The organism is Arthrobacter sp. Soil736 (genome assembly GCF_001428005.1).
In the GTDB taxonomy this organism is placed as follows: domain Bacteria; phylum Actinomycetota; class Actinomycetes; order Actinomycetales; family Micrococcaceae; genus Arthrobacter.
On the sequence record NZ_LMSB01000074.1, the window covers coordinates 13,316 to 25,828 of the forward strand.

Below are 12,513 nucleotides of genomic sequence, written 5' to 3' on the forward strand. Positions count from 1 at the left end.
GGGAATTATCCGGCCCGCAACGCCAGCATTAGAATCAGTAGAGTGACTTATCCAGCAGCAACAGGAGACCTCCCGCCCGTATCAGGCGCCGTGCGGCCGCCGTCCTATGAACGGTCGGCCGTCATCGACCTCGAGGCCATCCGCCACAACGTCCGCCGCCTTGCCGCCGCCGCTTCGCCGGCACGGGTCATGGCGGTAGTGAAGGCGGACGCCTACGGCCACGGCGCGGTGCCGGTGGCCCGCGCCGCCCTCGAAGCGGGAGCCGGCTGGCTGGGAGTGGCGCATATTTCCGAAGCCCTGGCCCTCCGCGCCGCCGGCATTGAAGCGCCGCTGCTCGCGTGGCTGCACACGGCGGAAAGCAACTTCGGCGCGGCGGTGGCTGCCGGCGTCGACATCGGGTGCTCCGGCTGGGAGCTGGAACGGATCGTGGCGGCTGCCCGCGAACAGGAGCGGCCGGCACGCATCCACCTGAAGGTGGACACCGGCCTCGGGCGTAACGGCGCCACCGTGGAACAGTGGGACCGTCTGGTGGGCGAGGCCATGGAGTACCAGGACGAGGGACTGCTGCGCGTGGTGGGCATCTTCTCGCACCTCGCCGTCGCCGATGAACCCGAACGCCCGGAAACGGATGAGCAGCTCGCGGCGTTCCGCGAAGTCCTCGCCATTGCCGAGGACGCCGGCGTGGACCCGGAAGTCCGGCACCTGGCGAACACCCCGGCCACGCTGTCCCGGCCGGACACGCACTTCGACCTCGTCAGGGTGGGCCTGGGCATCTACGGACTGTCGCCGTTCGAGGGGCAGACCTCCGCTGAGCTGGGCCTCCGCCCCGCCATGACCCTGCGCACCGTGGTGGCCCACTGCAAGGACGTGCCGGCCGGCCAGGGAGTTTCCTACGGCTACAACTACCGCACTGCCGGCGCCAGCACCCTGGGACTCATCCCGATGGGCTACGCCGACGGCGTCCCCCGCGTGGCCACCGGCGGCCCCGTCCGCGTGGAAGGCGTGACCTACCCCGTGGTGGGCAGGATCGCCATGGACCAGATGGTGATCGACCTCGGCCCCCGGCACGTCTCCGCCGGCGGGCACAGCGTCCTCGGAGCCGAGGCGGAGCTCTTCGGCGACGGCGCCGACGGCGGCCCCACCGCCGATGACTGGGCCCGCGCCGCCGGCACCAACAACTACGAGATCGTGACGCGCATCAGCCCGCGTGTGCCGCGGACCTACATCAACGAATCGCTTGTTGTTAACGAAAAGCCAGAGCCGTGAACCTTCCGGCGGCCGGCACCGCGCCCCTTTGGGTCCAGACCCTGAAGGTCTCGACGGCGGAGCAGACTCACGCGCTGGGCGCGGCGCTGGCGGAGGTGCTTCGCGCGGGGGACCTGCTGGTCCTCACCGGAGAACTGGGCGCCGGCAAGACGACGTTCACGCAGGGGCTCGGCGAGGGCCTCGGGGTGCGGGAGGGGATCATCTCACCCACGTTCGTGCTGGTGCGCATCCACCCGAACCTCCCCGACGGGCCCCGCCCGGGCGGGCCCGACCTGGTGCACGTTGACGCCTACCGGCTGGGTTCGGCGTCGGAAATCGACGACATTGACCTGGAAAACACGCTCGACTCCTCGGTCACCGTGGTGGAGTGGGGACGCGACCGGGTGGAACACCTGAGCGAGAGCCGGCTCGAGGTGGAGCTGCACCGCTCCATCGGCGGCGCGGCGGCAGCGCAAGCGGCCGGCGGCAGCGCGGCACCGGGCGGCAGCGCCACACCGGACGCGGAAGTGGTCCTGGACTTCGGCGCGGAGGACGACGACGAGCCCCGCACCATCATCATCCGCGGCTTCGGTCCGCGCTGGGCGGACCAGCCCGTGCTCAAGCAGGCCTCCGAAGGGACCCCCTGATGCTCATTCTTGCCATCGACACCTCCGCCGTGGCCAGCGCCGCGCTGATGTCCGACGATGCCATGGAAGGCGTCGTGGGCAGCTTTTCCACCGAGGACACGCGGACGCATGCCGAGGTGCTTGCGCCGGGGATTGAGGGACTGCTGGCCGAAGCCGGCGTGACCGGGGCGGACATCGACGCGATCGTCGTCGGCGTGGGCCCCGGACCCTTCACCGGCCTCCGGTCCGGGATTGCGACGGCCCGCACGCTGGCCCACGTCTGGAACAAGCCGCTTTACGGGCTCATGAGCCTGGACGCCGTCGCCCTGGAAGTGGCCGAATCCACCGAGGCGCCGGCCGAGTTCCTCGTAGCCACGGACGCCAGGCGCAAAGAGGTGTACTGGGCCCGGTATACGCTCACCGCCGGCCAGCTCCCGAAGCTGGTGGACGGGCCGCATGTGGGCTTCGCCGCGGATCTTCCGGATCTGCCGGCCTACGGAGCCGGCGCCGGACTGTATTCGGATATCCTCCGCGCGGATCCGGACTTCAGCGAGGAGCATCCGGACGCGCTGTACCTGGGCCAGTTCGCGCTCGCCCGGCTGGAGGCGGGGGAGACGCTCCTCGACTCCACGCCGCTGTACCTCCGCGAGTCCGACGCCCAGATTCCCGGCCCCCGGAAGCGGGCCCTGTGAGCCGCCTGCCCGGAAAGCCAAGCCTGCCGGGAAAGCCAAGCCTGCCCGGAAGACCCGGCCGCACCGACACCGGAGTGACGGTGCGCGACATGCTGCCGGCTGACATTCCCGCCGTCCACGAGCTGGAGGTCCGCCTCTTTCCCGCGGACGCGTGGCCGCTGCGCATGTTCGTCGACGAACTGGCCCAGCCCGAAACCCGCCGGTACCTGATTGCCGAGGCGCCGGACGGGATCGTCGGCTACGCCGGCCTGATGTGCGTCGAGCCGATTGCGGACGTCCAGACGATCGCCGTCGTGCCGGAGTATGAGGGCAGGGGCATCGGCTCCGCGCTGCTCACGGAGATGATCAACGAGGGGCGGCGGCGCGGCGCCGCGGACGTGCTGCTCGAGGTCCGGGCGGACAACCCGCGCGCGCAGCAGCTGTACCGGCGGTTCGGGTTCGAGCAGATCCACGTGCGGCGGAAGTACTACCGTGACGGCGTGGACGCCCTGATCATGAGGCTCCAGCTGGAAGACGTCCTGGCCCTGCATGAGGACGTCATCCACGCAGCAGAAGAACACCAGGACGCTGTTCAGCAGCATGACCCGCGCCGTTCCGGCGAGAACACTCCGACGAAGGCAGACCAGCAATGAACCGTTCGCAGCCACTCGTGCTCGGCATCGAGTCCTCGTGCGACGAAACCGGCGTCGGCATAGTCCGCGGAACGGACCTGCTGACCAACACGGTGTCCTCCTCGATGGACGAACACGTCAGGTTCGGCGGTGTCATTCCGGAGATCGCATCACGCGCGCACCTCGATGCCTTTGTTCCGACCCTCCAGGCCGCGCTCGCAGAGGCGGACGTCAAGCTGGATGAGATCGACGCCATCGCCGTCACCTCAGGACCCGGGCTGGCCGGGGCCTTGATGGTGGGGGTGTGCGCGGCGAAGGCCCTGGCCGTCGCTACCGGCAAACCCCTGTACGCGATCAACCACCTCGTCGCCCATGTGGGCGTCGGCCTCCTGGACTCACGTCCCGGCGGGGCCGGGGATGCCGGTCCGGCACTTCCGGAGAACCTGGGCGCCCTGCTGGTTTCCGGCGGGCACACGGAGATCCTGCGGATCCTTAGTATCACGGACGACGTCGAGATGCTTGGTTCCACGATTGACGACGCCGCCGGGGAGGCCTACGACAAAGTGGCGAGGATCCTGGGGCTGGGGTATCCCGGAGGCCCGGCCATCGACCGGCTGGCCCGCGAGGGGAACGCCAAGGCCATCCGCTTCCCCCGGGGACTGACGCAGCCCAAGTACATGGGCACCGCAGAGGAGCCCGGCCGGCACCGCTACGACTGGTCCTTCAGCGGGCTGAAAACCGCGGTGGCCCGCTGCGTGGAGCAGTTCGAGGCAAGGGGGGAGGCCGTTCCGGTGGCGGACATCGCCGCAGCGTTCCAGGAGGCGGTGGTGGACGTCATCACGTCCAAGGCGGTTCTTGCCTGCCGGGAGCACGGCATCACCAATGTGCTGCTGGGCGGCGGAGTGGCGGCAAACTCACGCCTCCGCCAGCTGACCGAACAGCGCTGCTCCGCCGCCGGGATCAGGCTGCATGTGCCCCCGCTGGACCTCTGCACGGACAACGGCGCCATGGTGGCCGCCCTCGGCGCCCAGCTGGTCATGGCGGGCATAGAACCCAGCGGCATCGGCTTCGCCCCGGATTCGTCGATGCCCGTGACCACGGTTTCGGCGCCGGCACCACAAGCTGCCCAGGCGGCAGCCGTCTAACCGGCCCGGAGCCCGGCAGCAGCCGGCGGGGACTTCACCGGTGGGGACTTCAACCGGACGGGCGGCCCTACGCCGTGGGTCCGTTCCGCATCTGCTTGACCAGGTCCAGCACCACGGCCTGGAGGTTTCCGCCGTTTTCCGCGGCCACGCGCCGCTGGCGCTGGTAGCCGGCTCCGCGGCTGATGATTTTTTCGACGTCGGCCAGCTCGTCGGGGCAGCCCAGCTTCGCGGCGACGGGCTCCAGCCGGTTCAGGGTCTCCAGCAGGTGATCGGTGACCAGCCGCTCGTTGCCCTGGGCGTCCAGGATGATGATCGCATCCATGCCGTACCGGGCAGCGCGCCACTTGTTTTCCTGGACATGCCACGGCGGCATGGTGGGAATGGTTCCGCCGTTGTCCAGCGTGGTGGAGAACTCGTGCACCAGGCACTGCGTGAGGGCTGCAACGGCGCCCACTTCTTCAAGCGTGGCCAGGCCGTCGCAGATGCGCATCTCGATGGTGCCGAGGTTCGGCACCGGCCGGATGTCCCAGCGGATTTCGGAGAGCGTATCGATCACGCCGGTGGTGAACATGTCCTGGACGTAGGACTCATATTCTTCCCACGAACGGAACTGGAACGGCAGTCCCGCCGTCGGGAGTTGCTGGAACATGAGGGCGCGCTGGGACGCATAGCCGGTGTCTTCGCCGCCCCAGAACGGGCTCGAGGCGGACAGCGACTGGAAGTGCGGGAAGTAGTTGACCAGGCCGTCCAGCACGGGGAGGACCTTCTCGCGACGGTCGAGGCCCACGTGCACGTGCACGCCGTAGATGACCATCTGGCGGCCCCACCACTGCGTCCGGTCGATCAGCTTGGCGTAGCGTTCCTTGTCCGTGACCGGCTGCAGCTGCGGAGGGCTGAAAGGGTGGCTGCCCGCGGAGAAGACTTCCACTCCCATGGGATCGGTGACTTCGCGGACGGCGGCCAGGGACCGGGTAAGGTCCTCTTTGGCTTCCGCGGCGGTCTCGCAGATCCCGGTCACAAGTTCCACGGTGTTCAGGAGCAGTTCCTGCTTGATGTGCGGGTGTTCGTCGTCCTCGTTCAGCTCGGGGTGGTTGGCGGAAACCCCGCGCAGGACCTCGTTCGCCACGGACGCCAATTCACCGGTCTGCGCATCAACCAGGGCGAGTTCCCATTCCACACCAAGAGTTGATTGCCGGGATGAAGCGAAATCAATCTTCATGTGTTCCTCTCGCTGTTCTGCTGTCCCGTGATGGCCGTTTCTGGCAGAACGGCTGGCAGGGGAACGGTCTTTCAAGTCTAGTGCAGGGGTAGCATCGAGATGATGGCTTGGTTACAGAGCGCGCGTGACAGTTTTCACAAGACCACCTTTCCCCACCACACCAATAAGGGGCCCACCCGCTGCAGGCCCGCCCGGACGGCGGCAGCCCTCGCCGCGCTGCTGGCCCTGACGTCCTGCACGGCCCCGCCACCGTCGCCTCCCTCGAGCGCGGCTGCTCCGGAGACCCCTGCTGCGCCGGAGCAGGGACAATCCCCGACGGCGGCCGCGCCGGCTCCCGCTTCCTCCGCACCGAAGAATGCGGACGGGAAACAGGGAGCGACGCCGCTGGGCTGGGGTCCGCAGCAGCAGGACCTCGACGCGGCCGGCGCCGCCGTCGCGGGGATGACGCTGAGCGAGAAAGCCGGGCAGGTGCTCCTGCCGTCCTATGCCGGCCTCGACCACAGGACCCAGGCGGCCACGGTTGAGCGGCTTCATCTCGCCGGATCAATGATCATGGGCGACAACGTGCCGGGGACTCCCGACGGGCTGGTCGACGTGCCGGCGCTGACCGCCGTGACCCGCCGGCTGGACTCGGCTGCGCGGTCCGGCGGACGCACCTGGCCCGGCCTGATTGGCGTGGACCAGGAAGGGGGAGTGGTGTCCCGGGTGGGTGCTCCGCTCACCGGCTGGCCGTCCCCCATGAGCTACGGCGCGGCCGGGAGCATTCCCCTGGCAGCCCAGGCAGGCACCGGGCTGGCGGCCGAACTCGCGGCCCTCGGCTTCACGGTGGACTTCGCTCCCGACGCCGATGCCACGATCGGTCCTGCTGACCCCACCATCGGGTCCCGGTCCATGTCCGCAGACCCCCGCGCGGCGGGAAACCTGAGCGTCGGCTTCTCCAAGGGCATGCTGGCGGCCGGTGTGCTGCCCGTCGCCAAGCACTTTCCGGGGCACGGCTCGGTGACGGCCGATTCCCATAAGGACATGCCGGTCCAGAAGGCCACGGTGGCCCAGTTGAAGGCCAGGGACTGGAAGCCCTTCCAGGCAGCTGTGGCCGCTGGGTCCCCGATGATCATGACCGGACACATCGCAGTTCCGGCCCTGGAGCCGGGCGTGCCGGCGTCGATCTCGAAAGCCACCTACGCAGCCCTGCGGGGTATGGGGTTCAAGGGAGTGGCCGTCACTGACGCACTGAACATGGGCGCCGTGAGCGGCCGGTACCCGCACGACTCCGCGGCCCCGGCAGCGCTGGCCGCCGGTGCCGATCTGCTGCTGATGCCCGTGGATGCGAACGCAGCACACTCGGCCATCGTCAAAGCCGTTGGAGCGGGAACGCTTCCGCTGCCTCGCCTGGATGAGGCCGCGCGGCGTGTGGTCACGATGATGATCTGGCGGGGGCGCACGAAGCCGCAATACCCTCCTGCGGCTCCGGGCAGCGGCGAGACCGTGTCCGCCAGGGTCTCCGCCCGGGCCGTCACGGTTCTTGCCGGGCGGTGCAGGGGGCCGCACATAGCGGGCCGCGTCCGGGTGGACGGAGGCACAGCGGGGGACAGGGCCCGCTTTGCCGCTGCCGCCAAGGCTCAGGGGGTCACGCTGGGAGCGGGGCCGCTGGTCACCCTCATCGGATACGGCGGGGCTCCCGCGGGCGGCGACATTGCCGTGGCCCTGGATGCGCCGTGGCCGCTGGCCCGTTCCGCGGCGCCCACCAAGATCGCCCTGTACGGCCGGACGCCCGGCGCGTTCAGGGCGCTCCTGGCCGTCCTGGCGGGCAAGGCCGCCGCCACCGGAAAGCTGCCGGCCGCCGTCGGAACCTACCGCCCGGGTTCCGGCTGCCGCTGACGTCCGTGTCACAAAAGTGGGAATCCGCATCCGCACGGCCCGGCGGGGTGGTCGCACCGCGGCAGGGCCGTTTAATGGAGGGGTGCCGATTCTGAACAAAGACATGACCCTGTGCATCTCCCTCTCGGCCCGGCCGAGCAACAACGGGACGCGCTTCCACAACTACCTCTACGACCAGCTGGGCCTGAACTGGATCTACAAGGCCTTTGCGCCCACCGACCTGGCCCAGGCGATCGCCGGGGTCCGCGGCCTGGGGATCCGGGGCTGCGCCGTTTCCATGCCGTACAAGGAAGACGTGATCGCCCTCGTGGACGTCATGGACCCGTCGGCCAAGGCCATCGATTCGGTCAACACCATCGTCAACGACGCCGGCCAGCTGACCGCCTACAACACCGACTACACGGCGATTGAGCAACTGCTCGAACGCAACGCAGTGCCGGCCGGGTTCTCCGTGCTGCTCAAGGGTGCCGGCGGAATGGCCAAGGCCACGGCGGCGGCGCTGCGCGACGCGGGCTTCAAGGACGTCACCATCATCGCCCGGAACGAGGCCGCCGGCCGTGCGCTCGCCGACCTTTACGGTTTTGCCTGGCGCGCGGACCTTGGCACCGGACCGGACGCCACGGCGGACATGATCATCAACGTCACGCCGGTTGGCATGGCCGGGGGACCGGACGCCGAATCACTGTCTTTCCCCGCTGAGGCCATCCACGCCGCCAAGGTGGTGTTCGACGTCGTCGCCCTGCCTCCCGAGACGCCGCTCATCACGGCGGCGCGGGCGGCCGGAAAGAAGGTCATTACCGGCGCGGAGGTCGCCACCATCCAGGCGCTGGAGCAGTTTGTGCTGTACACCGGCAACCGCCCCACCGACCAGCAGGTGCGGGACGCCGAAGCGTTCGTTCGCGCGCAGTAGTTCAGCGGCGGACGGCCGGCTGCCGGCTACAGCGGCTCAACCGAGACGGCCACCCTCTCCTCCCCGATCCGGGTGAGGACCAGGGTGGCTGTTTTCTTTCCGGCGCTTTTCCCGCCGGACTTCCCGCCGGACTTTGAACCGGGCAGCAGCTGCTTCCGCAGCTCCTCCGGAGTGACGGAGGTGCCCCGCTTCTTGATGTCCAGCACGCCGATGCCGTTCTGCTTCACCCAGGCCTTGAGCGCCTTGACGTTGTAGGGCATGACCTCCCGGACCTTGTAGGCCCGCGCGAAGGGCGTGTCCGCGAGGTTCGGGGCGCAGATGTAGGCGATGTGCTCGTCAACCAGATGGCCGCCCAGTTGGAGGGCCAGGTCGGCCACGAGGCCGGCCCGGATCACGGCGCCGTCCGGTTCGTACAGGTAGCCCTCCACGGGGCCCACGGGAGGCACCGGCCCGGCGTCGAACCCTTCTTTGCTGGTGAGCTCGGCCGCGCCCTGCGGCCCGATGACCAGCGCTGCCCGCCGGATGCCGGGGCGCGCCACGGCGTTGAACCAGAGCGCGACCTCGGTGACGTCGCCGCCCACCGACACCCACTGCGCTTCGCAGCCTTGGGGCACGGAGTCGTGGGGCATGCCGGGCCCCATCTTGACGCCGACGGCGCGCCCGGATGCGGCGAGCGACTCCGCGAAGGACAACGGAGGCGAAAAGGCCTCGGGGTCCCAGATCCTTGTGGTTCCGGAGGTGGAGGTGGTGCGCCGGGCGGGATCCAGCCAGACGCCGTCCTCGTCACCGAGGGGAACCGACGTCGCGTCCGAGTGCACCACGGTAGCGTGCGGGAAAGGAATGAGGTTGATGGTGGCGCAGGCGGCGGTGGTCTCGTCGACCTCCACGGCCGTCACCGCAATATCGAGGGATGCCAGTGCCATGGAATCCGCGCCGAGGCCGCAGCCGAGGTCGGCCACGTGCCGGACGCCCGCCTCGGCGAAGCGCTGGGCGTGCCGGGCCGCGACGGTGAGCCGCGTGGCCTGCTCAAGGCCCGCCTGGGTGAACAGCATCTGCCGGGCGAACTCGCCGAACTTGGCCTCGGCTTTGGTGCGCAGACGGGACTGGGTCAGCACCGCGGACACGAGCTCGGGGGAGTGCCCCGCCTTGCGGAGGCTGGAGTTGAGCGCGAAGGACTGGTCCTCCCGGTACGGCCCCAGCGACGCCAGGAGCTCCCATCCTTCCTCGGTGAGGAGATGGGCGATCTGGTCCTGCGGTGCTTCAGACATGCAGTCAAGCCTAGTGGAGGGGCCCGCCGGCGCTGTTGCCGATAGGGTGGTCTGAATGGAATCCAGCGCAACGCCCAGTCCTGACCAGCCCGACCGCAGCCGCACCGATCTGATCCGGCATGCGCGAGTGGTCCGGTACGCGCGGCCGGCCCTGATCGCCGGCGCTGTTGCCGCCGTCGTCTGCATCGTCCTGCTGGTGATCATCTTCCTCCTCGACTCCTTCAACGCCACCGTCTATTCGGTGGGCGGCAAGAACATCAGTGACGCGACCGATGAAGCCCGGCAGATCCGGGACCTGTACTCCGGCGCGCGTGTCGGCGGCGTGGTGTTCCTGATTGTCTCCGCGCTGACGGCTGCTGCCGCCGCCGTCGTGCTGTTCCTTCAGCGGAAAAACGCGCCGGCGACGGACGGCGAAGACGAAGAGGACCTGGGGTTCGACGACCTCGCCGGCCGCTGACGGCTGCCGGGCGGCCCCTGACGGCGTCCCGGGAGGCGCCTGACGGCGTCCCGCCGCTGTTCACCGCGGATGAAATTCTGGCACTCACCTTGACCGAGTGCTAACCCCTTACATAGAGTCTTCATTAGCACTCTCCCTAGGAGGGTGCTAACACACGAAGAACTGCCAGCCTGGCTGCTGCCGGCACCGCGACGACGGTCTGCCGCCTCGGCACAGTTTTACTGTCCATGAATTTGCTGACGAAAAGGAGAGGTCCGAGTGTCGGTCTCTATTAAGCCTCTTGAGGATCGTATTGTTGTCCGCCCGCTCGAAGCCGAGCAGACCACGGCCTCCGGCCTGGTCATCCCGGACTCCGCGCAGGAGAAGCCCCAGGAAGGCGAAGTTGTTGCAGTAGGCCCAGGCCGCTTCGATGACAACGGCAACCGCGTTCCGATCGACGTAGCCATCGGCGACGTCGTTATCTACTCCAAGTACGGCGGAACCGAAGTCAAGACCGGTGGCACCGAGTACCTCGTGCTGTCTGCCCGCGACGTTCTGGCGATCGTCGTTAAGTAACTCTTGGACCCCCGCGCAGCCGATCCGTCGTTGACAGGTCAGCTGCGCGGGGTTTCTGTCTTGAAAGGACATAACCATGGCAAAGCAGCTTGCGTTCAACGACGCTGCCCGCCGGTCTCTTGAAGCCGGCATCGACAAGCTCGCCAACACGGTCAAGGTGACGCTCGGCCCGCGCGGCCGCAACGTCGTGCTGGACAAGAAGTGGGGCGCACCCACAATCACCAACGATGGCGTGACCATCGCCCGGGAAATCGAGCTGGACGACCCGTACGAGAACCTTGGTGCCCAGCTGGCCAAGGAAGTAGCCACCAAGACGAACGACGTCGCCGGTGACGGCACCACCACCGCAACCGTGCTCGCACAGGCCCTGGTCAAGGAAGGCCTGCGCAACGTTGCTGCCGGCGCCGCCCCGGGCCAGATCAAGCGCGGCATCGAGGTCGCTGTCGAGGCCGTCGCAGCCCGCCTGCTCGAGAACGCCCGTCCCGTTGAGGGCAGCCAGGTTGCCAACGTTGCGGCCATCTCGGCCCAGAGCGATGAGATCGGCGAGCTCCTGGCCGAGGCCTTCGGCAAGGTCGGCAAGGATGGTGTGATCACCATTGAGGAATCCTCCACCACGCAGACCGAGCTGGTCCTCACCGAGGGCATGCAGTTCGACAAGGGCTACCTGTCCCCGTACTTCGTCACTGACGCGGAACGCCAGGAAGCCGTGCTCGAGGACGCCCTCATCCTGATCAACCAGGGCAAGATCTCCTCGGTCCAGGAATTCCTGCCGCTGCTGGAGAAGGCACTGCAGAGCTCCAAGCCGCTGTTCATCATTGCCGAGGACGTCGAGGGCGAGGCCCTGTCCACGCTGATCGTCAACCGCATCCGCGGCACCCTGAACGTGGTTGCCGTCAAGGCTCCGGGCTTCGGCGACCGCCGCAAGGCCATGCTGCAGGACATCGCCACCCTGACGGGTGCGCAGGTTGTTTCCCCGGAACTTGGCCTGAGCCTGGACTCCGTCGGCCTCGAGGTGCTGGGCACTGCCCGCCGCATCACGGTCACCAAGGACAGCACCACCATCGTTGACGGTGCGGGCTCGGCCGAGGACGTCGCTGCACGCGTCGCCCAGCTGCGCGCCGAGCTGACGCGCACGGACTCCGACTGGGACAAGGAAAAGCTCCAGGAACGCCTGGCCAAGCTGGCCGGCGGCATCGGCGTGATCAAGGTCGGCGCAGCCACCGAGGTTGAGCTGAAGGAAAAGAAGCACCGCATCGAGGACGCAGTGTCCTCCACCCGCGCTGCCCTCGAAGAAGGCATCGTTGCCGGTGGCGGTTCCGCCCTCATCCACGCCCTGAAGGCACTGGACGAGGATCCCGCCGTCACCGCGCTCGAAGGTGACGCAGCAGCTGCTGTCGGCATCGTCCGCCGCGCACTGGTCCAGCCGCTGCGCTGGATCGCCCAGAACGCCGGTTTCGACGGCTTCGTGGTAGCTGCCAAGGTTGCCGAGCAGGACACCAACGGCGGCTTCAACGCCAAGTCCGGCGAGTACGTGGACCTGATCGCGGCGGGCGTCATCGACCCCGTCAAGGTCACCCGGGCGGCCCTGCGCAACGCGGCCTCCATCGCCGCGCTGGTTCTCACCACCGAGACCCTCGTGGTGGAGAAGCCTGCCGAGGAACAAGAGCACGCGGGCCACAGCCACTAGGCTGTAGCCTCACTCCTGCCTCGTGAGGGGCCGGTCCAGCTGCTGCTGGGCCGGCCCCTTTTTTCTTGTCCGAAGAGGCCCGCAGGGAGCGACGCGCGGAGCCGCCGATTGGTCTGGAAGATCACGAATCGGTAACATAGGTGCTTTGTGCCGCCGCTTTGGAAAGGTTGTTGTGTCAGCAGCGAGAACGACGGACCCGCCGCACCAGGAACCGGATCAC

12 protein-coding genes are annotated in these 12,513 nt (G+C 68.4%); 10 read left to right on the forward strand and 2 right to left on the reverse strand.

The genetic code is table 11. The features are described 5' to 3' along the window. The first annotated feature begins 42 nt into the window (after positions 1-42). The 5 genes from alr (at position 43) to tsaD (ending at position 4,319) form a co-directional block, all read left to right on the forward strand. Positions 43-1,266: an alanine racemase gene (gene alr, locus ASG92_RS26265; protein WP_157372506.1), complete on the forward strand. Its 1,224-nt coding sequence runs from the start codon at positions 43-45 to the stop codon at positions 1,264-1,266. Next, positions 1,263-1,892, forward strand: a complete 630-nt coding sequence (gene tsaE, locus ASG92_RS26270) for a tRNA (adenosine(37)-N6)-threonylcarbamoyltransferase complex ATPase subunit type 1 TsaE (protein ID WP_056635814.1) — start codon at positions 1,263-1,265, stop codon at positions 1,890-1,892. The genes alr and tsaE overlap by 4 nt, the downstream gene beginning before the upstream one ends. Beyond that, on the forward strand, positions 1,892-2,563 hold the full coding sequence (gene tsaB, locus ASG92_RS26275; RefSeq protein WP_056635817.1) for a tRNA (adenosine(37)-N6)-threonylcarbamoyltransferase complex dimerization subunit type 1 TsaB: 672 nt from the start codon (positions 1,892-1,894) through the stop codon (positions 2,561-2,563). The genes tsaE and tsaB overlap by 1 nt, the downstream gene beginning before the upstream one ends. Positions 2,564-2,652: 89 nt before the next feature. Next, the gene (rimI, locus tag ASG92_RS26280) at positions 2,653-3,195 is read left to right on the forward strand and encodes a ribosomal protein S18-alanine N-acetyltransferase (RefSeq protein WP_082579769.1); all 543 of its coding nucleotides are present in this window, start codon (positions 2,653-2,655) and stop codon (positions 3,193-3,195) included. Continuing rightward, positions 3,192-4,319 carry a tRNA (adenosine(37)-N6)-threonylcarbamoyltransferase complex transferase subunit TsaD gene (gene tsaD / locus ASG92_RS26285; RefSeq protein ID WP_056635820.1) on the forward strand — a complete coding sequence of 376 codons (1,128 nt, stop codon included), beginning with the start codon at positions 3,192-3,194 and terminating at the stop codon, positions 4,317-4,319. Before rimI ends, tsaD begins: the two co-directional genes overlap by 4 nt. A 67-nt stretch (positions 4,320-4,386) precedes the next feature. On the opposite strand, the gene ASG92_RS26290 is transcribed toward tsaD, so the two are convergent. Then, entirely contained in the window at positions 4,387-5,538 is a 1,152-nt protein-coding gene (locus tag ASG92_RS26290) for a glutamate--cysteine ligase (protein ID WP_056635823.1), read from the reverse strand. A gap of 102 nt (positions 5,539-5,640) precedes the next feature. Between ASG92_RS26290 and ASG92_RS26295 the strand changes: the two genes are divergently transcribed. Together ASG92_RS26295 and ASG92_RS26300 are read left to right on the forward strand one after the other, a co-directional pair. Then, the gene (locus ASG92_RS26295) at positions 5,641-7,416 is read left to right on the forward strand and encodes a glycoside hydrolase family 3 N-terminal domain-containing protein (RefSeq protein WP_346763011.1); all 1,776 of its coding nucleotides are present in this window, start codon (positions 5,641-5,643) and stop codon (positions 7,414-7,416) included. 82 nt (positions 7,417-7,498) lie between these two features. Continuing rightward, positions 7,499-8,326, forward strand: a complete 828-nt coding sequence (locus ASG92_RS26300) for a shikimate 5-dehydrogenase (protein ID WP_277310833.1) — start codon at positions 7,499-7,501, stop codon at positions 8,324-8,326. 26 nt (positions 8,327-8,352) lie between these two features. Here the strand turns inward: ASG92_RS26300 and ASG92_RS26305 are convergent, their stop codons facing one another. Then, positions 8,353-9,594, reverse strand: a complete 1,242-nt coding sequence (locus ASG92_RS26305; protein WP_056635828.1) for a class I SAM-dependent methyltransferase — start codon at positions 9,592-9,594, stop codon at positions 8,353-8,355. A 55-nt stretch (positions 9,595-9,649) separates the two neighbouring features. On the opposite strand from ASG92_RS26305, the gene ASG92_RS26310 reads away from it, so the two are divergent. From ASG92_RS26310 to groL, 3 genes are all read left to right on the forward strand, one after another. Further along, positions 9,650-10,051 (forward strand): hypothetical protein, encoded by a 402-nt coding sequence (locus tag ASG92_RS26310; protein WP_200952100.1) that lies wholly within the window; start codon positions 9,650-9,652, stop codon positions 10,049-10,051. Between the two features lie 258 nt (positions 10,052-10,309). Further along, entirely contained in the window at positions 10,310-10,606 is a 297-nt protein-coding gene (groES, locus tag ASG92_RS26315) for a co-chaperone GroES (RefSeq protein WP_056635831.1), read from the forward strand. A gap of 76 nt (positions 10,607-10,682) precedes the next feature. After that, on the forward strand, positions 10,683-12,293 hold the full coding sequence (groL, locus tag ASG92_RS26320) for a chaperonin GroEL (RefSeq protein WP_056635832.1): 1,611 nt from the start codon (positions 10,683-10,685) through the stop codon (positions 12,291-12,293). Positions 12,294-12,513 lie beyond the last annotated feature (220 nt).

Bases quoted from the DNA above. Each gene is read 5' to 3' on its own strand.
- tsaB (WP_056635817.1), top strand. From the start codon at position 1,892: ATGCTCATTCTTGCCATCGACACCTCCGCCGTGGCCAGCGCCGCGCTG.
- rimI (WP_082579769.1), top strand. From the start codon at position 2,653: ATGCTGCCGGCTGACATTCCCGCCGTCCACGAGCTGGAGGTCCGCCTC.
- tsaD (WP_056635820.1), top strand. From the start codon at position 3,192: ATGAACCGTTCGCAGCCACTCGTGCTCGGCATCGAGTCCTCGTGCGAC.
- ASG92_RS26290 (WP_056635823.1), bottom strand. From the start codon at position 5,538: ATGAAGATTGATTTCGCTTCATCCCGGCAATCAACTCTTGGTGTGGAA.
- ASG92_RS26295 (WP_346763011.1), top strand. From the start codon at position 5,641: ATGGCTTGGTTACAGAGCGCGCGTGACAGTTTTCACAAGACCACCTTT.
- ASG92_RS26305 (WP_056635828.1), bottom strand. From the start codon at position 9,594: ATGTCTGAAGCACCGCAGGACCAGATCGCCCATCTCCTCACCGAGGAA.
- ASG92_RS26310 (WP_200952100.1), top strand. From the start codon at position 9,650: ATGGAATCCAGCGCAACGCCCAGTCCTGACCAGCCCGACCGCAGCCGC.
- groL (WP_056635832.1), top strand. From the start codon at position 10,683: ATGGCAAAGCAGCTTGCGTTCAACGACGCTGCCCGCCGGTCTCTTGAA.